The 23,230-nt window shown below is 71.0% G+C and carries 26 protein-coding genes and 1 pseudogene; 7 read left to right on the top strand and 20 right to left on the bottom strand.

Annotated features, from left to right (window positions below):
• Nucleotides 1-5 precede the first annotated feature (5 nt).
• The 4 genes from kdpF to ACIOMQ_RS29860 all read right to left on the bottom strand — a co-directional run bounded on the left by kdpF (nt 6) and on the right by ACIOMQ_RS29860 (nt 2,385).
• Nucleotides 6-95: a K(+)-transporting ATPase subunit F gene (gene kdpF / locus ACIOMQ_RS29875; protein ID WP_037777601.1), complete on the bottom strand. Its 90-nt coding sequence runs from the start codon at nt 93-95 to the stop codon at nt 6-8.
• Nucleotides 96-492: 397 nt separating this feature from the next.
• On the bottom strand, nt 493-1,266 hold the full coding sequence (locus tag ACIOMQ_RS29870) for a DUF3710 domain-containing protein (protein WP_362203695.1): 774 nt from the start codon (nt 1,264-1,266) through the stop codon (nt 493-495).
• A gap of 1 nt (nt 1,267) precedes the next feature.
• Nucleotides 1,268-1,801, bottom strand: a complete 534-nt coding sequence (gene dut, locus ACIOMQ_RS29865) for a dUTP diphosphatase (RefSeq protein ID WP_362203692.1) — start codon at nt 1,799-1,801, stop codon at nt 1,268-1,270.
• On the bottom strand, nt 1,801-2,385 hold the full coding sequence (locus ACIOMQ_RS29860; protein WP_362203688.1) for a PaaI family thioesterase: 585 nt from the start codon (nt 2,383-2,385) through the stop codon (nt 1,801-1,803). The genes dut and ACIOMQ_RS29860 overlap by 1 nt, the downstream gene beginning before the upstream one ends.
• A 58-nt stretch (nt 2,386-2,443) precedes the next feature.
• Here ACIOMQ_RS29860 and ACIOMQ_RS29855 point away from each other — a divergent pair, with 58 nt between their 5' ends.
• Entirely contained in the window at nt 2,444-2,899 is a 456-nt protein-coding gene (locus tag ACIOMQ_RS29855; protein ID WP_402191120.1) for a DUF3093 domain-containing protein, read from the top strand.
• 73 nt (nt 2,900-2,972) lie between these two features.
• On the opposite strand, the gene ACIOMQ_RS29850 is transcribed toward ACIOMQ_RS29855, so the two are convergent.
• The 4 genes from ACIOMQ_RS29850 to ACIOMQ_RS29835 all read right to left on the bottom strand — a co-directional run bounded on the left by ACIOMQ_RS29850 (nt 2,973) and on the right by ACIOMQ_RS29835 (nt 6,544).
• The gene (locus tag ACIOMQ_RS29850) at nt 2,973-3,935 is read right to left on the bottom strand and encodes a hypothetical protein (RefSeq protein WP_362203682.1); all 963 of its coding nucleotides are present in this window, start codon (nt 3,933-3,935) and stop codon (nt 2,973-2,975) included.
• Between the two features lie 12 nt (nt 3,936-3,947).
• Nucleotides 3,948-4,244: a DUF4193 domain-containing protein gene (locus tag ACIOMQ_RS29845; RefSeq protein ID WP_003965732.1), complete on the bottom strand. Its 297-nt coding sequence runs from the start codon at nt 4,242-4,244 to the stop codon at nt 3,948-3,950.
• Nucleotides 4,245-4,648: 404 nt separating this feature from the next.
• Nucleotides 4,649-5,884: an ATP-binding protein gene (locus ACIOMQ_RS29840; protein ID WP_362203679.1), complete on the bottom strand. Its 1,236-nt coding sequence runs from the start codon at nt 5,882-5,884 to the stop codon at nt 4,649-4,651.
• A 6-nt stretch (nt 5,885-5,890) separates the two neighbouring features.
• Nucleotides 5,891-6,544 (bottom strand): response regulator transcription factor, encoded by a 654-nt coding sequence (locus ACIOMQ_RS29835; RefSeq protein ID WP_362203676.1) that lies wholly within the window; start codon nt 6,542-6,544, stop codon nt 5,891-5,893.
• Between the two features lie 376 nt (nt 6,545-6,920).
• On the opposite strand from ACIOMQ_RS29835, the gene ACIOMQ_RS29830 reads away from it, so the two are divergent.
• A complete protein-coding gene (locus ACIOMQ_RS29830) occupies nt 6,921-7,094 on the top strand; it encodes a hypothetical protein (protein ID WP_362203673.1) in 174 nt (57 codons plus the stop codon).
• 75 nt (nt 7,095-7,169) lie between these two features.
• Here ACIOMQ_RS29830 and ACIOMQ_RS29825 read toward each other — a convergent pair whose 3' ends face one another.
• Both ACIOMQ_RS29825 and ACIOMQ_RS29820 read right to left on the bottom strand, forming a co-directional pair.
• Complete coding sequence (locus ACIOMQ_RS29825; protein ID WP_362203670.1) at nt 7,170-7,988, bottom strand: inositol monophosphatase family protein; 819 nt, start codon at nt 7,986-7,988, stop codon at nt 7,170-7,172.
• A 54-nt stretch (nt 7,989-8,042) separates the two neighbouring features.
• The gene (locus tag ACIOMQ_RS29820; RefSeq protein ID WP_401936098.1) at nt 8,043-9,170 is read right to left on the bottom strand and encodes a ferrochelatase; all 1,128 of its coding nucleotides are present in this window, start codon (nt 9,168-9,170) and stop codon (nt 8,043-8,045) included.
• A 153-nt stretch (nt 9,171-9,323) separates the two neighbouring features.
• Between ACIOMQ_RS29820 and ACIOMQ_RS29815 the strand changes: the two genes are divergently transcribed.
• The gene (locus ACIOMQ_RS29815; protein ID WP_362203664.1) at nt 9,324-10,568 is read left to right on the top strand and encodes an MFS transporter; all 1,245 of its coding nucleotides are present in this window, start codon (nt 9,324-9,326) and stop codon (nt 10,566-10,568) included.
• Entirely contained in the window at nt 10,528-11,847 is a 1,320-nt protein-coding gene (locus ACIOMQ_RS29810; protein ID WP_362203661.1) for a D-arabinono-1,4-lactone oxidase, read from the top strand. The genes ACIOMQ_RS29815 and ACIOMQ_RS29810 overlap by 41 nt, the downstream gene beginning before the upstream one ends.
• A 13-nt stretch (nt 11,848-11,860) precedes the next feature.
• Here the strand turns inward: ACIOMQ_RS29810 and ACIOMQ_RS29805 are convergent, their stop codons facing one another.
• A complete protein-coding gene (locus tag ACIOMQ_RS29805) occupies nt 11,861-12,886 on the bottom strand; it encodes a hypothetical protein (protein WP_402191116.1) in 1,026 nt (341 codons plus the stop codon).
• A gap of 497 nt (nt 12,887-13,383) precedes the next feature.
• Here ACIOMQ_RS29805 and sepH point away from each other — a divergent pair, with 497 nt between their 5' ends.
• Nucleotides 13,384-14,451 (top strand): septation protein SepH, encoded by a 1,068-nt coding sequence (gene sepH, locus ACIOMQ_RS29800; protein WP_362203655.1) that lies wholly within the window; start codon nt 13,384-13,386, stop codon nt 14,449-14,451.
• Nucleotides 14,452-14,620: 169 nt separating this feature from the next.
• Here sepH and ACIOMQ_RS29795 read toward each other — a convergent pair whose 3' ends face one another.
• A complete protein-coding gene (locus tag ACIOMQ_RS29795) occupies nt 14,621-15,457 on the bottom strand; it encodes a sulfurtransferase (protein WP_362203652.1) in 837 nt (278 codons plus the stop codon).
• A 230-nt stretch (nt 15,458-15,687) separates the two neighbouring features.
• Between ACIOMQ_RS29795 and ACIOMQ_RS29790 the strand changes: the two genes are divergently transcribed.
• Nucleotides 15,688-16,473 carry a VOC family protein gene (locus tag ACIOMQ_RS29790; protein WP_401263551.1) on the top strand — a complete coding sequence of 262 codons (786 nt, stop codon included), beginning with the start codon at nt 15,688-15,690 and terminating at the stop codon, nt 16,471-16,473.
• A 42-nt stretch (nt 16,474-16,515) separates the two neighbouring features.
• Here ACIOMQ_RS29790 and ACIOMQ_RS29785 read toward each other — a convergent pair whose 3' ends face one another.
• Together ACIOMQ_RS29785 and ACIOMQ_RS29780 are read right to left on the bottom strand one after the other, a co-directional pair.
• Nucleotides 16,516-17,400 carry a PaaX family transcriptional regulator C-terminal domain-containing protein gene (locus tag ACIOMQ_RS29785; RefSeq protein WP_362203646.1) on the bottom strand — a complete coding sequence of 295 codons (885 nt, stop codon included), beginning with the start codon at nt 17,398-17,400 and terminating at the stop codon, nt 16,516-16,518.
• Nucleotides 17,401-17,444: 44 nt separating this feature from the next.
• Nucleotides 17,445-17,834 (bottom strand): annotated as a pseudogene (locus ACIOMQ_RS29780) (thymidine kinase); the annotation flags it as partial.
• On the opposite strand from ACIOMQ_RS29780, the gene ACIOMQ_RS29775 reads away from it, so the two are divergent.
• Nucleotides 17,752-18,042: a hypothetical protein gene (locus ACIOMQ_RS29775; RefSeq protein ID WP_402191114.1), complete on the top strand. Its 291-nt coding sequence runs from the start codon at nt 17,752-17,754 to the stop codon at nt 18,040-18,042. The pseudogene ACIOMQ_RS29780 and the gene ACIOMQ_RS29775 sit on opposite strands and share 83 nt — an antisense overlap.
• A 300-nt stretch (nt 18,043-18,342) precedes the next feature.
• Here ACIOMQ_RS29775 and ACIOMQ_RS29770 read toward each other — a convergent pair whose 3' ends face one another.
• The 6 genes from ACIOMQ_RS29770 to ACIOMQ_RS29745 form a co-directional block, all read right to left on the bottom strand.
• Nucleotides 18,343-18,921, bottom strand: coding sequence for a DUF6529 family protein (locus ACIOMQ_RS29770; RefSeq protein ID WP_362203640.1), 579 nt, complete (start codon nt 18,919-18,921; stop codon nt 18,343-18,345).
• Nucleotides 18,914-19,177: a hypothetical protein gene (locus tag ACIOMQ_RS29765; protein ID WP_362203637.1), complete on the bottom strand. Its 264-nt coding sequence runs from the start codon at nt 19,175-19,177 to the stop codon at nt 18,914-18,916. The genes ACIOMQ_RS29770 and ACIOMQ_RS29765 overlap by 8 nt, the downstream gene beginning before the upstream one ends.
• 422 nt (nt 19,178-19,599) lie before the next feature.
• Nucleotides 19,600-20,820: an acyl-CoA dehydrogenase family protein gene (locus ACIOMQ_RS29760; RefSeq protein ID WP_401936090.1), complete on the bottom strand. Its 1,221-nt coding sequence runs from the start codon at nt 20,818-20,820 to the stop codon at nt 19,600-19,602.
• Entirely contained in the window at nt 20,817-21,230 is a 414-nt protein-coding gene (locus tag ACIOMQ_RS29755; RefSeq protein ID WP_401757726.1) for a hypothetical protein, read from the bottom strand. Before ACIOMQ_RS29755 ends, ACIOMQ_RS29760 begins: the two co-directional genes overlap by 4 nt.
• Nucleotides 21,227-21,646: a hypothetical protein gene (locus ACIOMQ_RS29750; protein WP_362203628.1), complete on the bottom strand. Its 420-nt coding sequence runs from the start codon at nt 21,644-21,646 to the stop codon at nt 21,227-21,229. Before ACIOMQ_RS29750 ends, ACIOMQ_RS29755 begins: the two co-directional genes overlap by 4 nt.
• On the bottom strand, nt 21,643-23,205 hold the full coding sequence (locus ACIOMQ_RS29745) for a hypothetical protein (protein ID WP_402191112.1): 1,563 nt from the start codon (nt 23,203-23,205) through the stop codon (nt 21,643-21,645). The genes ACIOMQ_RS29750 and ACIOMQ_RS29745 overlap by 4 nt, the downstream gene beginning before the upstream one ends.
• Nucleotides 23,206-23,230 lie beyond the last annotated feature (25 nt).

Here is a 23,230-nt window from a genome sequence, read left to right as displayed (position 1 = left end):
CGGGCTCAGAACCTCTCCGGGTACAGAAGGGCGAGGACGAGATAGCCCAGCAGGGCAACGGCCACGACGAGGCCGACGACGTTTTCGGCGGTCACAGCTTGGCCACCCCCTTGGCGATGAGAGCCACCAACGCGAACACCGCGATCGTGGTGACGACGAAGGCCACATCGGCCATCGTGTGCTCCTAGATGAGGTACGGAATCTCTGACCGCTTGAGCAAACCTCGCGTTTCGGCCGTTCCGGCCTGCGTTGATGGCTTCCTTACGGGCAGGGGCAGGCCCTTGACGGCGCACATACGTGCCCCATACGCGCCCCTTACGCGCCCCTGCCGTGCACGCCGGGAGCTCGTCCCGGGCCCCTGGGCCGCATGCGAAAAGGCCGGTGGGCCGCACCCCCTGGGAAGGGGATACGGCCCACCGGCCTTCGGCTGTGCCGGGCGGATGCCCGTATCAGCTCAGCGCACGTCGGTTCAGCGTGCGTCGGATCGGCGGTTCAGCGCACCTCGGTGATCTCGGGTCCGCGCTGGAGCTGGCCCATGCCGCCGGAGAACTTCGAGCCCTCCTGGCTCTCCTGCTGGACGCCCTCGGGCACCATCTGGGCGTCGTTGGGGAGCTTGAGGACGATCGGGTCGCGCGGCGCCATCGGGCCCTCGCCGCGGACGACCACGGTGTCCCGGAAGACCGTCTCCAGCAGCCCCGCCGCCTCCGGCTGCACGGCGCCCTGGCCGGAGATCACTCCGCGCAGGAACCAGCGCGGCCCGTCGACGCCGACGAAGCGCACCAGCTGCACGCCGTTCGTCCCGTCCGGGAGCTGTACGGGGACCTGGGCACGGAGCTCCCAGCCCAGCGGGCCCTCGACCTCGTCGATGATCCCGCCCTGCTGGGTGATGCCCCCGGCGATCTCCTCGCGGACCTCGCCCCAGATGCCCTCCTTCTTGGGGGCGGCGAAGGCCTGCAGCTGGATGGCGCTGTCGCGCAGCACCACGGTCGCGGCGACGATCGCGTCACCGGCCACCTCGACGCGCAGCTCCATCCCCTCGACACCGGGCACGAAGATGCCGCCCAGGTCGACCCGGCCCTCGCCGGGCTGGGAGACCTCGGTGATGTCCCACGGTCCGTCCGGCCGCGGCGCCGGCGGAAGATTCACCCGACGCGAGCCGCTCGCGGCCCCATCGGCGTCATCGAGCTCGTCGACGACCTGCTCGGCCTCGCGCGCTTCGTCCGCCACGTCCTCGGCGGAACCACTCTTCTTGCGACGTCCGAACACGTCACTGTCCTTCCCGGTCGGGTACGACCGAAGCGTAGCTGTTCCCGCCCTGGGTAATCCCGCCCCTGACGCCATCGACATCACCGGAAGCATGGCCTCCGGTCGATCCGAACCCTCCCTCGCCGCGGGCCGAGCCGGGAAGCTCCGCCACTTCGTGGAAGCGCACCTTCTCGACCTGCTGTACGACCAGTTGGGCAATCCGGTCGAACCGCTCGAACCGCACGGGCTCGCGCGGGTCGAGATTGATGACGATCACCTTGATCTCTCCACGGTACCCGGCATCAACCGTCCCCGGGGCATTCACGAGGGCGACTCCGCAGCGTGCGGCGAGACCGGACCTCGGGTGCACGAACGCGGCGTACCCGTCGGGCAGCGCGATCGACACTCCGGTGGGCAGCACCGCCCGCTCGCCCGGAGCCAGCTCGGCGGCCTCGGTGGTCACCAGGTCGGCCCCGGCGTCGCCGGGGTGCCCATAGGCCGGAATCGGCACCTCGGGGTCGACACGGCGGATCAGTACGTCCACGGGACGGCGCATCAGGGGTTCACCTCGAACGCGCGGGCGCGCTTGACCTGGTCCGGGTCGGCCATCGCGGCCTGGATCTCGGCCGGGCGGCCGTTCTCGATGAAGTGGTCGACATCGACCTCGATGAAAAGGGCCTCGGCACGGACCGCCACGAGTCCGTCCGGCCCGCCGATCCGGCCGGTTGCCCGGGAGTAGATCTTCCGGCCGTGCATCGCGGTGATCTCGGCGTCGAGGTGCAGCACGGTGTCCACCGGCACCGGCCGCACGAAGTCGGTCTCCAGCCGCCCGGTCACCGCGATCACCCGCAGCAGCCAGTTCAGCGAGCCGAGCGTCTCGTCCAGCGCAGTGGCCAGAATGCCCCCGTGCGCCAGCCCCGGGGCGCCCTGGTGGGCTGCCTTCACGGTGAACTCGGCCGTGACGCTGACGCCCTCGCCGGCCCGCGCTTGGAGATGCAGTCCGTGCTGCTGCCCCTCGCCGCAGCCGAAACAGTGTTCGTAGTGCGCGCCGAGGAGTTCGCCGGGTGCCGGGGCTTCGGGGTGCCGGACCGGTTTCACCGCGCCGACCGGGGGCTTCAGAGCCGCAGATGTTCCACTCACAGGCGCAGACCTTACCCGCGCGGCCACCCGTGGGTCGCGCCGTGCCAAGCTTGGCTTCATGCAGCCTTCCGCCCCGCCTTTCGAAGAACGACTGACCGCGCCCCGCTCGTGGTGGCTCATCGCCTTCCTGGTCGGCATCGCCTGCGCCCTGATGCTGCTGCCGCTCGGCACCCTGCCGCTGCTGGCCGGCCTGGTGGGCGGTACGGCCCTGTCCGCCGTCGCGGTGAGCTCGTACGGTTCCGCCAGGATCCGCGTGGTCGCGGGCGCCCTGGTGGCCGGTGACGCACGGATTCCGGTGACGGCGCTCGGCGCGGCCGAGGTGCTGAACGCGGAGGAGGCGCGCGCCTGGCGCTCGTACAAGGCGGACACCCGCGCGTTCATGCTGCTGCGCAGCTACATCCCGACGGCGGTCCGGGTGGAGGTCACCGACCCGCAGGACCCGACGCCGTACCTCTATCTGTCGACCCGCGAGCCGCAGGCCCTGGTCGCGGCACTCAGTGCGGTGCGGGCCTAGGCACACGGCGCGCTGCGGGCCCGGACGCACGACGTGCCGTGCGGCCCGTCGGGTGGCCCCGGGGGAACGCCGGCTACCTCTCCGGCTCGCCCGGCAGGCCCTTGCGCAGGGCGTCCGGACGCTCCAGTGGCGGCAGCTGCGGAAGCCGGTCCCAGGGGATCTGGCGCTTGCGCAGGTCCTTCCTGACCCGTTCGGCGAGCTTTCTGGTGTCGCGCCGGTTCATCACCGCGCCGACGGCGGCACCGACCATGAACGGGACGAGATTCGGCAGATCGCGCACCATGCGCTTCATGATCTGCTGGCGCAGCTCACGTTTCATCTGGCCGCCCAGCGCCGCGTTGACCGTCGTCGGGTGGGCGACGTCGATGCCGCGTTCCTCCGTCCAGGAGGTGATGTAGGCGCCGGAACGCTGGATGACCCCGCCCGGTGGGCGCAGCCCGTAGACCTCGTGCAGCTCGGCGACGAGCTTCATCTCGATCGAGGCCACGCCGGTGATCTCCGCCGCCAGCTCGGCGAACATGGCGGGCGGTACGGGCATCATGGCCGCCGCGCCGATACCGGCGCCGACGGTGGCGGTGGCTCTGCTCGCTCCCCCGATGAGCTTGTCGGCCAGCTCCTCGGGCCCGAGGCCCGGGAACTGCTTGCGCAGGGTCGCGAGATCGCGCACAGGGATGCGGGGAGCGTTTTCGATGATCAGGTCGGCGATATGACCGATCGCGGCCCTGGCGCTCTCCCCGCCCTTGCGTGCTCCCCGTTTCACTGAACTCAGACGGCCTGCCCCGGTCACGGGCTCCGTCCTGTCGACCTGTCCGGCCCCATCGGCCGTGTCGACTCCTTCGTGTCCTTCGATTGCCGTGACTGCTTCGAGCGAGGCCGACAGGCCCCGCTCGTCGTCCCACTCCCCGGGGGAGGGTGGCAGGGCGGACCGCTCGGCAGGCGCTGCTACGCCTTCCGCCGGGCCTGTACCGCCCTGATTCGCCTCCGACGACCTCTTGCGCCGCAAGCGTCGCTTCCGGAACGGTGTGTCGCCTGCCACGGCCGGCTCGACCTAGTCGCAGTCGCGGCAGATCGGCTGGCCGTTCTTCTCGCGTGCCAGCTGGCTCCTGTGGTGCACGAGGAAGCAGCTCATGCACGTGAACTCGTCGGCTTGCTTGGGCAGGACCCTTACGGCCAGTTCTTCGTTGGACAGGTCCGCTCCAGGCAGCTCCAGTCCTTCGGCCGCGTCGAATTCGTCGACGTCGACGGCGGACGCCGTCTTGTCGCTCCGGCGTGCCTTGAGCTCTTCAAGGCTGTCCTGGTCGACGTCGTCATCGGTCTTGCGTGGGGTGTCGTAATCCGTTGCCATGTCGCTCTCCCCCTCTGGGTGTCTGCGGTGTCTCAGCGCTCGTAACGCGTGAGAGGCCGGACTTGTGCCCGACCCGAGGCGGAGATTTTGCCTCACATCAAGGTCTGTTACTCAATCGACACCCAAAAGAACCGCTCGCGAGCGATCGGCTTGGGTGGCGATGGGGACCGTACACGGTCCCGGTGTCGCGCTTCACGGGCGCCACCCCGTGTACTTCCCGTGATATCGGGCCCCGAAAACCCCGACTTTTGCGGGTTTTCCGGTGAAGACCCTGATCACGGAGCGTGGGTGTCCCCGCATTCGATTCTGTGATCGATCACACACGGCCGTTCCAGGCCCAGGTCCCGAAAATTCCGCTCAAAGCGAACAAAGTGATGCGCGGGCGGATCGCCTCGTCCGGCCCGTCAGACCGGCAGTGAGACACGCATCACAAGGCCACCGCCCTCACGGGGTTCCGCGAGGATACGGCCGCCGTGAGCGCGCGCCACGGACCGCGCGATCGACAGGCCGAGCCCGACCCCCTTGTCGCTGCCCGTTCGCTCGGTACGCAGCCGCCTGAAGGGCTCGAAGAGGTTGTCGATCTCGTACGCGGGCACCACGGGGCCCGTGTTCGAGACCACCAGCACGGCCTGGCCGGACTGCAGCTCGGTGGTGACCTCCACCCAGCCCTGCTCCGGGACGTTGTAGCGCACGGCGTTCTGCACGAGGTTCAACGCGATCCGCTCCAGCAGGACGCCGTTGCCCTGGACGACGGCGGGGGCCCGCTCGCCGCGGATCTCCACGCCGCGCTCCTCGGCCTCGCCGCGCGTCTGGTCGATCGCGCGCGAGGCCACCTCGGCCAGGTCGACGGGTTTGCGCTCGATGACCTGGTTGTCGCTGCGGGCGAGCAGCAGCAGGCCCTCGACCAGCTGCTCACTGCGCTCGTTGGTGGCCAGCAGGGTCTTGCCGAGCTGTTTGAGCTCCGGCGGGGACTGGGGATCGGAGAGATGGACCTCCAGCAGCGTGCGATTGATCGCGAGCGGGGTGCGCAGCTCGTGCGACGCGTTTCCGACGAACCGCTGCTGGGCGGTGAAGGCGCGCTCCAGACGGTCGAGCATCTCGTCGAAGGTGTCGGCGAGCTCTTTCAGCTCGTCGTCCGGGCCGTCCAGCTCGATCCGGCGGGACAGATCGGTTCCGGCCACCTGGCGGGCCGTGCGGGTGATCCGGCCCAGTGGGGAGAGCACCCGGCCCGCCATGGCGTAGCCGAAGGCGAAGGCGATGACGCTGAGGCCGACCAGGGCAAGCAGTGACCGGTTCAGGAGGGTGTCCAGCGCCTGCTGGCGCTGGTGGTTGACGCAGGAGTTCATGGCCGCGTTGACGGCGTCGGACGTGGGCTCGCCGCTGAAGCTGAAGTTGCACACGTCACTGGTGACCCGGCCGCTCACGATCTTGAACGGCAGTTCGCCGCCGACATGGAGGGCCTGGGCGGCCAGCATGTAGATGATCGAGAGAAGCAGGATGCCCGCGATCAGGAACATGCCGCCGTACAGCAGCGTGAGCCTTATCCGGATGGTGGGGCGCAGCCAGTAGGGCGGCTCCTGCTGTTTGGGCTCCCAGGTGGGCTTCGGGGGCGCTGCCGGCGGCGCCGGGACAGTGGGCATCGGCCGTCAGATCCGGTATCCGGAACCGGGCACGGTGACGATCACCGGCGGCTCGCCGAGTTTGCGCCGCAGCGTCATGACGGTCACCCGGACGACATTGGTGAACGGGTCGGTGTTCTCGTCCCATGCCTTCTCCAGCAGCTGCTCGGCCGAGACGACCGCGCCCTCGCTGCGCATCAGCACCTCCAGCACGGCGAATTCCTTCGGTGCGAGCTGGATCTCGTTCTCGCCCCGGAAGACCTCGCGGCGGTTGGGGTCGAGTTTGATTCCGGCGCGTTCCAGGACGGGCGGCAGCGCCACCGTCGTACGCCGGCCCAGCGCCCTGACCCGCGCGGTGAGCTCGCTGAAGGCGAACGGCTTGGGCAGATAGTCGTCGGCGCCCAGCTCCAGCCCCTCCACCCGGTCGCTGACGTCCCCGGACGCGGTGAGCATGAGCACCCGGGTGGGCATGCCCAGCTCGACGATCCGGCGGCAGACGTCGTCGCCGTGCACGAGAGGGAGGTCCCGGTCCAGCACCACGACGTCGTAGTCGTTGACCTCGACGCGCTCCAGGGCCGCGGCTCCGTCGTACACGACATCGACGGCCATGGCCTCACGGCGCAATCCGGTGGCCACCGCATCGGCGAGCAGCTGCTCGTCCTCCACGACGAGTACGCGCACGGCGCTGTCCTTCCCTAGAAACTTCAGAACGTCGAAAACTGCGGAACGTCCCGATGCGCTCACGGTCCGTGATGCGGGCCGCTCATCGGCATCGGTCTGTGCTGCTCCATCCTGCCCGCAACGCGTATAAACCGGCGGTAAGGCGGCGCTGGCCGGCCAGGGACCCGGGGAAGCCGCAGGATTTCCGGGCCAGTTGAGGTTTCTCTGAGCTCGGTGCCGGGGAGGACGCATTCACACCCGCGATCACGCCTTGAATGTGGCGCGCCACTGGCCACTCCGTCCCCGGAGAGTGCGTGATCACCCGCCCTACCGCCTCCGTGCGGAGGGAAACCCGGGCACACCCCCGTGCCACCGACCCACGATGAGGGGGCGCATTATGGACGCTTTCACCGCAGGTCTGCTGCAGCGCATCAAGACGACCGAGTCCGACCTCACGAAAGCTCGCGAGACGGGCGACGACTTCCTCGCGGATGTCGAGCAGGGCGAGCTGGACGACCTGCACCGCCTCGCCGCCGAGCACGGCGTCGAAATCGGCGCCACGCGCGTCTGAACCACGTGAGGGGCCCCTGATGCCGCATCCGGCGTCAGGGGCCCTCTCGCGTGCCGGGACGGGCCCGGACAGCCCTCAGTCGTGCCAGGCGCCGAGCTCCTCCAGCAGGGCCTGCAGCGGCTCGAAGACACCCGGTGTCGCGGCGACCGTCAGGTCACCGTCGGCGGGCAGCCCGGGACGGCCGCCGGTGTACGCCCCCGCCTCGCGGGCGATGAGATCACCGGCTGCCAGGTCCCACGGGTGGAGCCCGCGCTCGTAGTAGCCGTCGAGCCGCCCCGCGGCCACATCGCAGAGGTCCACCGCGGCCGAGCCGCTGCGCCGGATGTCGCGCAGCCGCGGGATCAGCCGCTGGGCCACGTCCGCCTGGTGCGCACGGACCCGGCCGACGTAGTTGAAGCCGGTCGAGACGAGCGCGTGGTCGAGCGGCGGCGCCGGCCGGCAGCGCAGCGCGGTGCCCTCGCCGTACACACCGCCGGTCGCGTACGCGCCGCCGCCGAGCACCGCCCGGTACGTCTCGCGGCGCATCGGGGCCTCCACCACGCCCACGACCCGCTCGCCGTCCCGCTCGGCCGCGATGGAGACGGCCCACGTGGGCAGTCCGTACAGGTAGTTCACGGTGCCGTCGAGCGGGTCGATGACCCAGCGGATACCGCTGCTGCCCTCCGCGCTGGCCCCTTCCTCACCGAGGAAACCGTCCTGGGGGCGCCGCTCGGTGAGGAAGCCGGTGATCAGCTTCTCGGCGGCGATGTCCATCTCGGTGACGACATCGATCGGGCTGGACTTGGTCGCGGCCACCCCCAGGTCGGCGGGGCGGCCGTCGCGCAGCAGCGCACCGGCGCGGCGGGCGGCCTCCAGGGCGAGGTCGAGCAGTTCGGACAGGTTCGGGTCGGTCACGGCGCTCCAGGTTCTCCGGGCGAACGGCGGGGGCTGAGGGCTGTCCCGTAGCCCCTAGGCGTACGGACTGTCGACGCCCGCGGCGGCGGGCTTGAGGGCCCGGGCCGGACAGCAGCCGGCCGGACAGAGGTCATGGCTCGGGCCGAGCGCTCCCAGCGCGCACCGCTGCGCACCGCGCCCCTGTTCGGTGGCCGCGCGCTCCAGCACCAGTTCACGCACGGCCGCGGCGAATCGCGGGTCGGCGCCCACGGTCGCGGACCTGCGCACCGGGAGTCCGAGCTCGGCGGCCTTCGCGGTGGCCTCCGTGTCGAGGTCGTACAGCACTTCCATGTGGTCCGAGACGAACCCGATGGGGGCCATCACCACGGCGGGGACCCCTTCGCCGTGCAGCACCTCCAGGTGGTCGCAGATGTCGGGCTCCAGCCACGGGATGTGCGGGGCTCCGCTGCGCGACTGGTAGACGAGCTGCCAGGGGTACTCGACGCCGGTCTCCTCGCGCACCGCGTCGACGATCAGCCGGGCGACGTCCAGGTGCTCGGCGACATACGCGCCGCCCTCGCCGTGCTCCTCCACGGGGCCGGAGGTGTCGGCGGCGGAGGTGGGGATGGAGTGTGTGGTGAAGGCGAGGTGCGCCCCGGCCCGTACGCCCTCGGGGAGGTCGGCCAGGGAGGCGAGCACGCCGTCCACCATGGGCCGCACGAATCCGGGATGGTTGAAGTAGTGCCGGAGCTTGTCGACCCGGGGCACCGGAAGCCCCTCGGCCTCCAGGGCCGCCATCGACTCGGCGAGGTTCTCGCGGTACTGCCGGCAGCCCGAGTAGGAGGCGTAGGCGCTGGTGGCGAGTACGGCGATGCGGCGGCGTCCGTCCATGACCATCTCGCGCAGGGTGTCCGTGAGGTACGGCGCCCAGTTGCGGTTGCCCCAGTACACCGGCAGGTCGAGTCCGTGCTCGGCGAAGTCCTTGCGCAGGGCGTCCAGCAGGGCCCTGTTCTGGGCGTTGATCGGGCTGACGCCGCCGAACAGGAAGTAGTGCTTGCCGACCTCCTTCAGCCGCTCCTCGGGGATGCCGCGGCCACGGGTCACGTTCGCCAGGAACGGGACCACGTCGTCCGGGCCTTCGGGGCCGCCGAAGGAGAGCAGCAGCAGGGCGTCGTAGGGAGCGGGGTCGCGCAGATCGGACATGGCATCGATCCTGCCACTCGCCTCGGACGGCGCTCCCACCGACATCGATTACCCGGCCCACCCCGCTGTCGGACCGACCACCCCGACCGTAAGCTGTACCGGCCATATTCATGCATTACAGGCGCGTGCGATCACGCTGTTCCGGAGACTTCCTTGCCCAGTCCCTACCGCGCGATATTCGCCGCCCCCGGCACCAAGGGGTTCTCGGCGGCCGGATTCCTCGGCCGGATGCCGCTGTCCATGATGGGCATCGGTGTGGTGACCATGGTTTCGCAGCTCACCGGCCGCTACGGGCTCGCCGGCGCGCTCTCCGCGACGCTGGCGATGTCGGCGGCGGTGGCCGGGCCGCAGATCTCCCGGCTCGTCGACCGGCACGGGCAGCGCCGTGTCCTGCGTCCCGCCACCCTCGTCGCACTGGCGGCGGTGGCCGGCCTCCTGATCTGCGCGCAGCAGCGGCTGCCGGACTGGTCGCTCTTCGTCTTCGCGGCGGGCGCGGGCTGCGTGCCCAGCGTGGGTTCGATGATCCGGGCGCGCTGGGCGGAGATCTACCGCGGCTCGCCGCAGCAGCTGCACACCGCGTACTCGTGGGAGTCGATCGTCGACGAGGTGTGCTTCATCTTCGGACCGATCATCTCGATCGGTCTGTCCACCGCCTGGTTCCCGGAGGCGGGGCCGCTCCTCGCGGCCGGGTTCCTGCTGGCCGGCGTCTGCTGGCTGACCGCGCAGCGCGCCACCGAGCCGGTGCCCCATCCGCGCGAGCAGCACACCGGCGGTACCGCGCTGCGCGCCCGGGGCCTCCAGGTGCTCGTGGTGACGTTCGTGGCGACGGGTGCGATCTTCGGGGCGGTCGACGTGGTGACGGTGGCCTTCGCAGAGGAGCAGGGCCACAAGGCCGCGGCGAGCCTCGTACTGGCCGTGTACGCGCTGGGTTCCTGCCTGGCCGGAGCTGTCTTCGGCCTGCTGCGCCTCAAGGGGAAGGCGTCCGCCCGGTGGCTGGTGGGTGTGTGCGCGATGGCCGTGAGTATGATCCCCCTCCAACTGGCCGGGAACCTCCCGTTTCTGGCCGTGGCGCTCTTTGTCGCGGGCCTCGCCATCGCACCGACGATGGTCACCACGATGGCCCTCGTCGAGCAGCACGTACCGCGCACGAAACTGACCGAGGGCATGACCTGGACCAGCACCGGGCTCGCCGTCGGCGTGGCACTCGGCTCCTCGGCCGCCGGCTGGATGGTCGACGCGTCCGGGGCCGAGGCGGGGTACGCGGTGCCCGCCGTGGCGGGAGCGCTCGCGGCCGCGGTGGCGTTCCTGGGATACCGCCGGCTCAGCGGGCCGGTTCCTACGGAAGGGCGCGGGGAAGATGACCGACACCGCACGGACGACGACGAACGCGTGGCGTAACTGGGCGGGGAATGTCAGCGCCCGTCCGGTACGGGCCGTGTCCCCCGCCTCGGTGGCGGAACTCGCCGAGGTGCTGCGCCGGGCTTCCGAGGACGGTCTGCGGGTCAAACCGGTCGGCACCGGGCACTCCTTCACCGCGACGGCGGCCACCGACGGCGTGCTGATCCGCCCGGATCTGCTCACCGGCATCCGGGAGATCGACCGCGAGGCGATGACGGTGACCGTCGAGGCCGGCACTCCGCTGAAGCGGCTGAACACCGCCCTGGCCCGGGAGGGCCTGTCGCTCACCAACATGGGCGACATCATGGAGCAGACGGTCGCCGGCGCCACCTCGACCGGCACCCATGGCACCGGCCGCGACTCGGCGTCCATATCCGCGCAGATCCGCGCCCTCGAACTGGTCACCGCCGACGGCACGGTGCTGACCTGTTCGCAGAAGGAGAACGCCGACATCTTCGCCGTCGCCCGGATCGGGCTCGGCGCCCTGGGCGTTGTCACCGCGATCACCTTCGCGGTGGAGCCGATCTTCCTGCTGACGGCCCGTGAGGAGCCGATGACCTTCGACCGGGTCACGGCCGGCTTCGACGAGCTGGTCGCCGAGAACGAGCACTTCGAGTTCTACTGGTTCCCGCACACCGGCAACTGCAACACCAAGCGCAACAACCGCAGCGCGGGCCCCGCCGCCCCGCTCGGGAAGGTCAGCGGCTGGATCGAGGACGAGCTCCTCTCCAACGGGATCTTCCAGGTGGCGTGTTCGCTCGGCCGGGCGGTGCCCGCCACCATTCCGTCGATCGCCAAGCTCTCCAGTCGCGCCCTGTCGGCCCGTACGTACACCGACATCCCGTACAAGGTCTTCACCAGTCCGCGCCGGGTCCGATTCGTGGAGATGGAGTACGCGCTGCCGCGCGAGGCCGCCGTGGAGGCGCTGCGCGAGGTCAGGGCGATGGTCGAGCGTTCGCCGCTGCGGGTCGGCTTCCCGGTGGAGGTCCGTACCGCCCCGGCGGACGACATCGCGCTCTCCACGGCCTCGGGCCGGGAGAGCGCGTACATCGCGGTCCATCTGTACCGGGGCACGCCCTACCAGGCGTACTTCACGGCGGTCGAGCGGATCATGACCGCCCACGCCGGGCGCCCGCACTGGGGCAAGGTCAACACCCGCGACGCCGAGTACCTCGCCGGGGCGTACCCGCGGTTCGGCGAGTTCACCGCCGTACGCGACCGGCTGGACCCGGACCGGCTCTTCGGCAACGACTATCTGCGCCGGGTGCTGGGCGACTGAGCACGGCGGCCGTTCACTGCCCGGTGTCCGTGCCCGTGGTGGCGCGGTCGCCCTGCGCCGGGGCGTCGCCGCCCGCGCCCGCGGGGTTCGGGTCGGTGGCGCCGCCGTCGCCGGGCGCCGACGGGGAGGGCGTGGCCTGCGGGGACGGGCTCGTCCGGCCGCCGGTGCCGTCGGACGGCGTGGGGCTGGGAACCGGGTCTGCCGAGGAACGGCCGCCCTGGCCGGGGTCCGGGTTCCGGCTCTGCCCGCCCTGCGAGTCCGTGCCGGGTGTCGTGCCGCTCTCCTGCCCCGGGCTCTGCTTCCGGCCGGGGTCGGTGCCGGTCGACGGTGCCGGGTCGTTCGACCCGGAGCCCCGCTCCCCGCCGCGCACGACGGAGCCGACGGTGGTCCCCCGGCCACCGCTCAGGTCGTTGCCGGAGACGAGCTCGAACGTGGTGATCCCGCCCATCGTCACGGCGAAGACCACGGCCGCTCCGAGCGCCGACCGCTTCCAGCCACGGAGGCGGGTGCCGTGAGTGGTGGCCTCGGAGAACTCCTCGTCCAGGGCCGACCGGGCCGTGGTGAGCGACGGTGCCCCGTCGAGCGGCCTCAGCAGCCGTGTGCGGTCCGGATCGTCCGCCACGTTGCGCAGTACGGTCGTGGCGTCCGTCTCGCCCCGCACGGCCGCGGCGTCCACGGCGCGCATCATCGTGGTGGCGTCCGTGGCTCCGTCAGGTGTTCCGGCCGCCGATGGCCGCGGCCCCCGAGGGGGGCCCGTCTCCCGCGTGTGCACGGTCACCTCACGGCCCGGCTGCTTCGCCTGGACCGTCACCTCGCGGATCTGCTCCCCCGTGCGGCGGAAGAAGTGCTGGAAGACCGAACCGCCACAGGTGGCGACGACGCTCATGACCCCGGCGCCGAGGATCGTTCCGTACACACCCAGCTGCGAGGCCGCCACCGCTGCCGCGACTGCCGCCACGGCGCTGCCCGCCACCTGAGGCAGGCTCAGATCTATACGCCTTTCTTTGGGCTCTATGTCACTTTCCGGCTTCTGCACCATTTCCAGCCCTTGATTGACATCTCTCCCACCATGCAACAGGAAGGGACATTTGAGCGAAGTGAATAGTTCCGCTTCAGGGGATTCTGTGAAGCAGGACACGCGCGAAGGGCGTTCCACACCCCGCGGGGCGACTCAACTCCCGCACCTCAGGAGAAGTTCGGTGGCGCGGCGGTCCACCCACATGGCCCGAATGGAGTACTGTGGCGAGCCCTGGGGCCGGACTCCCGCATGGGTGTCCGGGATCTTCGGGAGGGGGCCGAAGGAGGCACTCGATCCGGCGGCGCCACGTCATCGCACGGGGACTGGCTACACGAGGTGACCATCGGTCACTTTGTGTTGCACAATAGGTCACCGTGTCATACCGGCGATCAAGGGCTCACGCCCGACACGCCGGGCAACACGGCAATGTTGTGGCAGGCTGCACCCGGGCAGGCCACACTCGACTAGCGGAAGCAGCGACGCACGTGACGTCGGCAGGCACCACCCGGGAGGTCCCCATGCCCGAACTGCGTGTCGTGGCCGTCTCCAACGACGGCACACGACTGGTGCTCAAGGCTGCGGACAGCACGGAGTACACGCTTCCGATCGACGAGCGGCTGAGAGCCGCCGTGCGCAACGACCGCGCACGGCTGGGCCAGATCGAGATCGAGGTGGAGAGCCACCTCCGCCCCCGCGACATCCAGGCGCGGATACGAGCCGGTGCCTCCGCGGAGGAGGTCGCTCAGTTCGCCGGGATTCCGGTCGACCGTGTCCGCCGCTTCGAGGGCCCCGTGCTCGCGGAGCGCGCTTTCATGGCCGAGCGGGCCCGGAAGACCTCCGTGCGCCGTCCCGGTGAGAACGCCGGTCCCCAGCTCGGCGAGGCCGTGCAGGAACGGCTGCTGCTGCGCGGCGCCGACAAGGAGACCGTCCAGTGGGACTCCTGGCGCCGTGACGACGGCACCTGGGAGGTCCTGCTGGTCTACCGGGTCGCGGGTGAGCCGCACTCGGCGAGCTGGACGTACGACGCACCGCGCCGGCTGGTCCAGGCGGTGGACGACGAGGCGCGTTCGCTGATCGGTGAGACCGATGACGTCGCCGCGCCCGAGCCGAGCTTCCCGTTCGTGCCCCGGATCGCCCGGCTGCCCCGCGACCGGCCGCTGGACCGCGCCCTGGACCGCCAGATGGAGCGGCCCACGGCCCCGGCCCCCGCGCCCGAGCCCGAGGAGCACTTCGGGGGCATCTCGGCCGGGGAGCGTGATTCGCTGACCAGCCTGCTGGAGGCCGTACCGAGCTTCCGCGGCGACATGGTGGTGCCGGAGCGTCCCGCACCGCCCGAGCCGCCCGCCCTCGAACCCGCCACGCAGGAGCCGGAGGCCGACGAGCCGCCGGCCGCGGCAGCCTCCGCGGGTGCTGGTTCCGCCTATGCGGATGTACTGATGCCGCGGGCGGTGGCCGGTCATCGCGACCGGCTGACCGGGACGACGGACCGCCAGGCCGAGGCGGACGGCGTCCGGCCGGGCCGCCGGGCAGCCGTGCCGAGCTGGGACGAGATCGTCTTCGGTACGCGCCGGAAGAAGCAGGACTGAGGCGGGCGACCGCAGCATGACGAGGGCCCGTACGCCGCTGCGCACGGGCCCTTGTGCCGTATCCGCCCGACGCATCGCCCGTACCGTGCGGGCGGCGCGTGCCGCGCCCGCCACATGTGGCCGGATCCCGCCTGGTCGGCTCCGGCCGCGACGGGCGGCGCGGATTCCGTTACCGGGGGTCGGGGCCCTTGGCGACCGGGCGGGACTCGTCGGCGGACCACTCGGACCAGGAGCCCGCGTACAGCGCCGCGGGAATCCCGGCGACGGCCAGGGCAAGTACCTCATGGGCGCCGGAGACACCGGAGCCGCAGTAGACGCCGATCTCCGGCGCCCGGTCCGCGCCGAGGCCCTTGAAGCGTGCCGCCAGCGACGGGGCGGGCAGGAACCGGCCGTCGTCCCCCGTGTTCTCGGAGGTCGGTGCCGACACCGCACCCGGAATGTGGCCGCCCACCCGGTCGATCGGCTCCACATCGCCCCGGTACCGTTCCGCGGCCCGCGCGTCGAGCAGCAGACCCGAGCGGGCCAGGGCCGCCGCTCCGTCCGCGTCCAACAGTGCAAGAGCGCCGGGGACCGGCCGGAAGTCGCCCTCGGCCGGGGTCGGGATCTCCGTCCCGAGCGCCCCCTCCGCGTCCTTCCAGGCCGCGAGACCGCCGTCCAGGACCCGGACGTCCTTGTGCCCCGTCCAGCGCAGCAGCCACCAGGCGCGAGCCGCCGCCCAGCCCTGGCCGCCGTCGTACACGACCACCGGAGTGTCCCGGGAGACACCGGCCCGGCGCATCACCGCACCGAATTCCTCCGGATCGGGCAGCGGATGACGACCGCCCCTGCCTGCCGGACCGGCGAGTTCCGCATCCAGATCGACAAAGACCGCCCCGGGGATGTGCCCGGCCTCGTAGTCGGGACGGCCGTGCGGGCCGCCCAGCTGCCAACGTACGTCCAGGAGCACCGGCGGACGTGGCCCCGCCGACTCGCTCGCGTATTCGGATGCCGTGATGATGGGCTTCATGAGTGCCATCCTCGCGCAGCAGCCTCCCCACCCGTAACAACGTCGCAGAGGACGTTTCTCGCCAAAACGGTGTCCCTCCGTCGAGATCGCGGAAAGTGCGGCGCGGCCGGGGCGCATCATGGGCCGGGTGGTGCAACATCTGCACGGGGCGCACACATCCTGTACCGCACGACGGCATACCGGCCCCGTTCCCCGTACGGCCACCCCGATGGTCCGAGGAGAGAGTGACGATGACCGAGGCTGCCGCCCGGCGCACGCCCGGAACACCTTGCTGGGTGAGTCTGCTCGTGCACGGCCTGAGCACGACCCAGGACTTCTACGCCCGTCTGTTCGGCTGGGAGTTCGTGCCGGGCCCGGACCAGCTGGGTCCGTACGTCCGCGCGCTGATCGACGGAAAAGTCGTCGCGGGCATCGGCCAACTGCCGCCCGACCGCCATCTGCAGGTCGCCTGGACGACCTACCTGGCCACCGACGACGCCGACGCCACGGCGGAAGCGATCCGCTCCTGCGGCGGCACGGTCGCGGTCGGGCCGCTCGACTCGGGTGACGCGGGTGAGGCGGGCCGCCTCGCCATCGCCTCCGACCCCAGCGGCGCGGTCTTCGGGATCTGGCAGGCCGCCGCGCACCCTGGTACGGCGCTCGCGGGGGCCCCCGGCACACCCGTCTGGAACGAACTGGTGACCCGCGAGACCTCGACGGTCTGCAAGTTCTACCAGACGGTTTTCGGCTACGAGGCGGAGGCCGTCGTCTCGGCCGACTTCGACTACCAGACCCTTCATCTGCACGGCCGTCCGGTGGCCTCGCTGCACGGTGTCGGCCATGCCCTGCCGCGTGACCGCGGCCCCCACTGGATGACGTACTTCGAGGTCGACGACACCGACGAGGCAGCGCATCGCGTGGTGGAAATCGGCGGATACGTCCTGCAGCCGCCCCGGGAGGGGGCGGGCGGCCGGGTGGCGACCGTGGCGGACCCGGAGGGTGCGGTGTTCACGATCGTACGGTCGACCGCTCGCTGAACCGCCGGGCCGGGGCGGACCGGCCCCGGCCGCGTGGCGGGGTCAGCCGGTCCGGACCCGCTCGACATGCCGATGGGCGGGACCGGCCAGCCGGGAGTGCAGTTCGTCGAAGAGTTCGGACGCCTCGGTTCCGCTCCACTCGGCGGGCAGCAGTTCGCGTGCGACGCCGGGGTCGAGATAGACGAGCCGACGCCAGTCGGTGAGGACCCTGATGTACGTCGTGAACGCCTCGCTGTCCGTCACCCGGCCGCCCCTCGCGATCCGCGCGGCCACCGGACGGTGCGCCGCGAGGAATTCGACGTACAACTGCTGCAGCCGGACGGTGTCCCACCAGGAGCGCACCTTCGCGGGCAGGTCCCCGTTCCCGTCCTCGCCCTTGTCCCCGGCGACGGAGAGATAGTCGGCCCGGAAGAGATCGGCGTACGAGCGCAGCCCGTGCCGGGCCAGCATGTCCTCCGCCTCGCCGTGGACATGTCCCGGCGCGATCCACACCCCGGCGGACACGGAACCGAAGCCGAGCCGGGTCAGCTGGGTGCGCAGGGTGTGCCGCTTGGCGCGCTCGGACTCCGGCACGGAGAAGACGACCAGCACCCAGCCCTCGTCCACGGTGGCCCTTCGGGCCGCGAAGATGCGCGGATCGCCGTCGCGCAGAATGCGCTCGGTCTCGGGCGAGATCCGGTAACCGGCCGCCCCGGACACCGATTCGGCTTCGAGCAGTCCGGCGCGCTTCAGCCGGGAGACCGAGGACCGTACGGTCGGCCCCTCGACGCCGAGGGCGTCGAGCAGCTGGATCAGCGCGGCCACGGACATCCAGCCGCCGGTGTCGCGCGCGTACAGCCCGTAGACCGTGACGATCAGCTGCCGCGGCTGCACCTTGCCCAACGGGCCCGGTTCCGACTCGGCCTCTGTTCCGCTCACCGTGTTCACAGCGTCATCCTAAGCATCCGTGCCGGACGCCCGGAGGGACGGGTTCAGGCAGAGGTGACGGGCAGCACGTCCGGCGAGAGCGCGCCCGCACGGGCGGCGGCGCCGGTCGTCCTGCGCTGGTGGTGCCGCCGGCACAGCACCTCGTAACCGGCCTCGCCCGCCTGCTGGTTGACGTCGCCCACGCCCACCTGGGCGCCTTCGACGACCATCTCGCCGCCGACCGTACGGGCGTTGTGCGTGGCCCGTGCGCCGCACCAGCAGAGAGCTTCGGCCTGGAGGGTCTCGACCCGGTCGGCCAGTTCGATCAGCCGCTGGGATCCGGGGAACAGCTTGGTCCGGAAGCCGGTGGTGATGCCGAACGCGAAGACGTCCGTGCCCCCGTCGGCCTCGACGGCCTCGGTGACCGGCCCCAGCCGTGAAGAGAGCTTCCGCTCACGGAGTTCCGAACCGATCCCGCGTGCGCCCGAGGCGTTTCAGCAGTCGGTGACCGCTGACGAGATCGAGACACTCTGCCGCCGGGCCTTCGGAGCAAACATGACGGTGCTCTCCGCGACCGAGCTCGGCACCGGGGACAACACGACCGTCCGAGTCGCCATCGCCGTTGCCGACCAGGAAGGGTGGGGCCTCGGTGCCAGGACTTGACGATCCGCGTCTCGACTTGGCTGCCGGATGGCTTTCGTGAAGTGGGCAGTGGGATGTACTGCCGTGCCTCAGTAGCCCTCCCCCGCCGGGGGGGACCGTCCAGCGCCTGGATCCCCTGAGCGGGCGTCATATGCATGTCGGGCCACCCACCGCGGAGTGGGGTACAGCCGTGTGGTCCGTGGGCCACAAGCCACCGTTGACTCATAGAACGGGTCCCGGCCGCCACGAGAACAACAGGCAGGGCTGACTTCATGTCTCCGGCCCGCCGTTGGCCGTCGGGAGAGACGTCTCGCGCTCTGCTCACAGGCCGGGGGCCTGGAAGCCGTTCAGATACCAGAAGGCGGCGGCGTACCAGATCAGGGCGATCGCGGTGACGAGGGTGCCTCCAGCCAGAGGGAGTGCCCAGCTGGGCCAGTGGCGGTGGCGGACCACGATGACCTTGGCGACGAAAGCCCCGTAGAGGAAGCAGCCGGTGAGCGAGTGCAGCGCCAGGCGGGTGTCGGTCAGCTGGACGCCGTAGGTGGTGATGCAGTGCTGAGCGATGGGGAGGGAGAGGAGGAAGGCGGTCAGACCGATGAGGCGGTGCGTCGTGTTGACCCGGTGCGGTGCGGTTCGCAGTGCGGGCAGGCGGCCGTACATCCAGAGGGCGAGAAGCAGCTGAATCAGCGCCAGGCCCAGCAGTGCGGAGCCGAGTTGGGCTTTGAGCAGTCTGGCGTCGTCGCCGCGCTGCCCGAAGAGGCTGTTCTCGTAGACGGGGGTGTGTACCCGGCCGTACCAGTAGAGGCCGACCGTGACCGCCACGGGCAGGAGCATCCACAGGACGCCGTAGAGCCGTCGGTGGTTGGCAGGGTGAGCGAGGCCGTCCACGTGATCAGCCACCCCCGCTCCCGATTTTGTCGCCCTGGAGCTGGACGGCACACCACGTGGTGCCGAGCGCGGCGCTGGGAGTGCCGGTGGTGCGGACCGACGGCCCGGAGACGGAGCGAGGATCGGTGCGGGCGGATGCGACCGTCGCCGGTGCGGGCTGCGGGCTCACGGCGATCGTCGTCCTTCTGCCGCCGGAGCAACCGTTGTGCACCATGGCACGCATGGCGTCAACGGCGGCCCAGGCGGTCGCGAGGTGAGGGTTTCTCAACAGGTTCTCCAGGCATTGCGGGCCGGTCTCGCCAGTACGTCCGAAGAGTCCCTGCCGGGTCCAGTCGGCGCGCCAGCAGGTACGCGAATCAAGGAGAGCGGTTGGGCCGGACGGCCGATGAGAGCGACATGCCGACCCAGGCGAAGGAGGGGCCGTGTTCGTAGAGCCATAGGTGCCCGGGGCTTCGGACCGCCTACGGCATCGGCCGGGACGACGACGGCGAGCGGGCGGACATGGCCAAGTGCGGTCCTTCGCAGGTGCACAACGATGATCGGAGCGCGTTGTGCGGGCTGGAGCCCGCAGCGGAGATGGCCCTCGCGTGTGGCGATGTGCAGTCATCAAGGCAGCGACAGACGTGAATCAAGTTCGCCGATGGATACTCTGCGATGACGTGTTCCCTTACCCGGCTTGAGGGTTCGGAGTCATGGTCTGTGGAACGACGGGTCGTGCTGCTCGCCGAGTACGGCCTGCCCGATGGTCGCCAGGACGTGGTCGTCGTTGTCATGGAGCTCGTAGAAGGTCAGGTCGCGCAGGATCCGCTCCACGGGGCTCGGGCGGATCAGGCTGCGGGCACCGCACGCGCGGATGACGTGGTGCACTGTCTCTTCCGCCAAATGCTCGATCACATGCCAGGCCCTGCTGCCGGCGATCCGTGCCTCCTCGACCCTGCCTTCGTCCCACAGACCGGCGACATGGCGCAACCAGAGGCGGGCGGTGTCGATGTTGACCGCCATGCTGCCCACCCGCTGCTGCACATGGGGATCACCGCCCTTGCCCTGCCGTATCAGGTACCCGAGCCCGTATTCGTTCGCGGCCAGAGCGCCGCCGAGGAAGCTGGCAGCGTAGTGCGGGATGAAAGCGGTCTGCCAGTGCCCTTCGAAGTAGGCGCCGGGGCGGCCGATGAGATGCTCGCGCGGTACGAAGGTGTCGTGGAACCGCACCACATGGCTGACCGTCGCGCGCATGCCGATCGGGTCCCACCACGAACTGTCCACAGTCACAGTCGGGTCGGACAGGTCGCAGGCGAGCAGCAGGAGTTTTCCGTGGGCCTCTCGGCTGTGCCGGGCTCCGCCGGGGCCGGCCGGATCGACGAGCAGGATCGCCCACTGGGCTCCGGTGGCGCTGGTGGCGAACGCCTTGCTGCCGCGGAGGGTCCAGCCGCTGCGGACCGGTGTCAGCAGGGTGCCGAAGCGACCGGTCTCGCCCGGCTTGGGGGCCTGGGGTTCGCCGCTCCATGCGGCCCATTTCTCTCCGTGTTCGACCACGCCGGTGAACCAGTGTCGCTTCTGCTCCGGGCCGGCCAGGGCGTCAATGAGGACGAGCGCGTTGGCGTGCCCCTCCCAGCAGCGGGCCAGTGACAGATCGGCCTTGGCCAGCGTGGTGGTGATCTCCCACAGGGGCAGGGTGTTGCGCTGCTGGGGGCCGTAGCCCAGGCCGCCGTGCTCCCGCGGCACAGGGGCGGCCAGGAACCCGCCGGAGAACAGATCGTCGAAGTCCTCGGCGGGAAAGACGGCCCTGCGGTCGTATTCCTCGGCGCGGGGGGCGAAGTTGTCCGCGGCCAGCTTCGCCACGGCGTCGAGAACGCCCCGGTCGCCCCCGGCCACCGGACCGCGGGCCGGATCGTGGCCCAGGTCGTCGGTCATAGCAGGACGGCCCCTTCCGAACGGTAGAAGTGGGCGCGGTACATCACGTTCGGTATCTGCGGATCGGCGGTATGGACGGTATGGACATCGATGGTCAGCAGGCCGCGGTTGAGGTAGCCGCAGAGGATGACCTGGCGGGAGCCGAGTGGACCTTCGGCGAGGAAGGCCACGGCCTCGGCGGCGTCCATGTCATCGGCCAGCGGGACGGCGGGCAGGGTGGCGCCGGTGACGGGCGTTGCGGTCCGTACGAGCGTCTCTTGTGACGGGTCCGGGTCGCCGCGCTCGGTGATCCGCAGCATGAGCCGGCTGCCGTCGACCGCGGCATCGACCAGGTGGATGCCTGTGGCGGTGGTGTCGAAGTTGATCCAACCACCGGCCAGCGGCGCCGCATCGACCGTCCGTGCCGTCATGTCCGCCCCTCCGCCCTGTGGAAGAACGAGCGGGCCCAGTGGTCGGCTCCCCCGCCGCCATCGCTGAAGATATTGCTCGTGGTGGCCACCAGGATGCCCGTCTTGTGGTAGGCGCACAGGACGGTGCGCAGCGAGCCGAAGTGGTAGATCGCCGAGAACGACCAGGCGGCCGATGGGGTTCCTGGCGCGGTGTACACGACCGCCGACACCTCACCCCAGTCGCGCGGCTGCGGGCTGCCGGTGCCGAAAGCCCTGACGAACAGGCCCTTCTCGTGCCACGTCACGTTCAGCCGTAGGGCGCCCTTCGAACTGCCCTGGTCGGTGTTGACCCAGTCGCCCAGCAGAGCCGAGACGTCGGGGGTGTCCGGCGGCCGCGGTGCGGCCGGTCCGGCGGGGGAGGCCGAACGGCTTGTCATGGTGCCTCTCCGCTCGTGGGTTGCATCGGGGACTGCGCCGGGGGCGATTCCCCCGGCTCGGTGAGGTCATGGACGTCGGCGCGCCCGACCTGGCTGAAGCAGAGGGAGCGCAGTGGCAGCGCGTCGGGGAACGGATGGCCTGTCAACAGCTGGAACTGTTCGCTCACTTCGACGAGCAGGACGTCCCAGCCGTCGATGCCGATCAGTCCGCGGGCGCGGGTGGCGGTCATGAGCGCGGTCGGCGGATCGCGGTAGACCATTTCCAGCACCGCCGCGTCCGGGTCGACGGCGGCAACCGGAAACGGTTGCCTTTCCGCCAGGGGCGTGGCGTGGACGAGCACAGCGTGTCCTGCCGGGGAGAACCGGGAGAGCGGTACGTAGGGAGCCCCGAGGCGCGAGGAGGCCTCCCGGCCGCGCGCATGCCCCCGGTTGACCAGGGTCACCCGGGCTCCGGCCTGGAGCAGGGCCAGCGCGACGGCCTGCCCGGTGCTGCCGCAACCGATGACGGCGGCCCTGCGGCCGCTGGGATCGACCCCGGCCCGGGCAAGGATGTGCAGGGCAGCTGCGGTGTCGGTGGTGGCCGCCCGCCAGCGCCCGGCATCGTGCCACAGAATGTTGGCCGCGCCGCACCGCAGCGCCTGCGGGCCGACGACGTCGGCCACTTCGACCGCGCTCTGCTTGTGGGGAGCGGTCACGGTCAGCCCGCGTAGCGGCAGCCGGGCCAGCGCCCCGAAGCCGTTGGCCCAGTGCCAGAAGCGGGGGAACGTGTCCACCTGGAAGGGCAGGTAGAGCGCGGGCAGTCGCAGCTCCCGCAACGCCGCATTGTGCAGCCGGGGTGACAGCGAGCGTCCCGGGGCATGGCCGGCAATGCCGAACAGGGCGCTGAGCGGTGGCAGAGCGGGCAGTCCGTAGTCGGTCAGGAGTTGGTCCACGCTCGGCATTCCGTCCGCCCCCGGGGCACCGGCTCGGCCGAAGGCGAGGGGCGCGCCCAGCCACGGCGCCAGCACCCGGGTCCAGGTGCCGGCCGGACCGGACGCGAACGCCGTCACGTCGGAGCGCCCGAGCCCGGTGAGCAGCAGCGGCGAGGCCGACCCGAACTGGGTTCCCGACTGCGGCACGAGGAGGTACAGCAGCGCAGGTGTGGTGGCCATCGCGGCGAACCGCTCCCGCAGTTCCGCGGATGCCTCCAGCACGTCTGCCCCGCGGTCGGCGCTCCGTTCGGGGCGTGCGGGTTCGGGCTGGTGCCAGGAGACGCGCCGCTGCCGGGCCGGGATGCCCGCCAGCAGTTCCGGGACCAGGTCGTCCACGGCCTCCAGATCGACCACGTCATAGTGGTCCGCCGCGCGGAGGAGCCGGGTGCGGCGTTCGACCGGGCCGGCAGCCGAGCGACCGCCGTGGCGCGCGGTTCGCAGACTGTAGGTCACCGGCCCGGTGAAGTGTCGGCGCAGCCGGTGCGGATCGGGGTCGCCGACCAGGTCGGCACGCACCTCCAGCGCGTCGGCCACCCCTGCGAGGCCGCGCAGGCGAGGCGTGGTGAGATCCTCCGGTTGGTCGATCACTGCGACTATGTGAGCCCGCCGCGTG

The organism is Streptomyces sp. NPDC087845, assembly GCF_044742755.1.
GTDB lineage: Bacteria > Actinomycetota > Actinomycetes > Streptomycetales > Streptomycetaceae > Streptomyces.
Note: the sequence above shows the minus strand (reverse complement) of the source record. Positions and strands in the feature narration are given on the sequence as shown.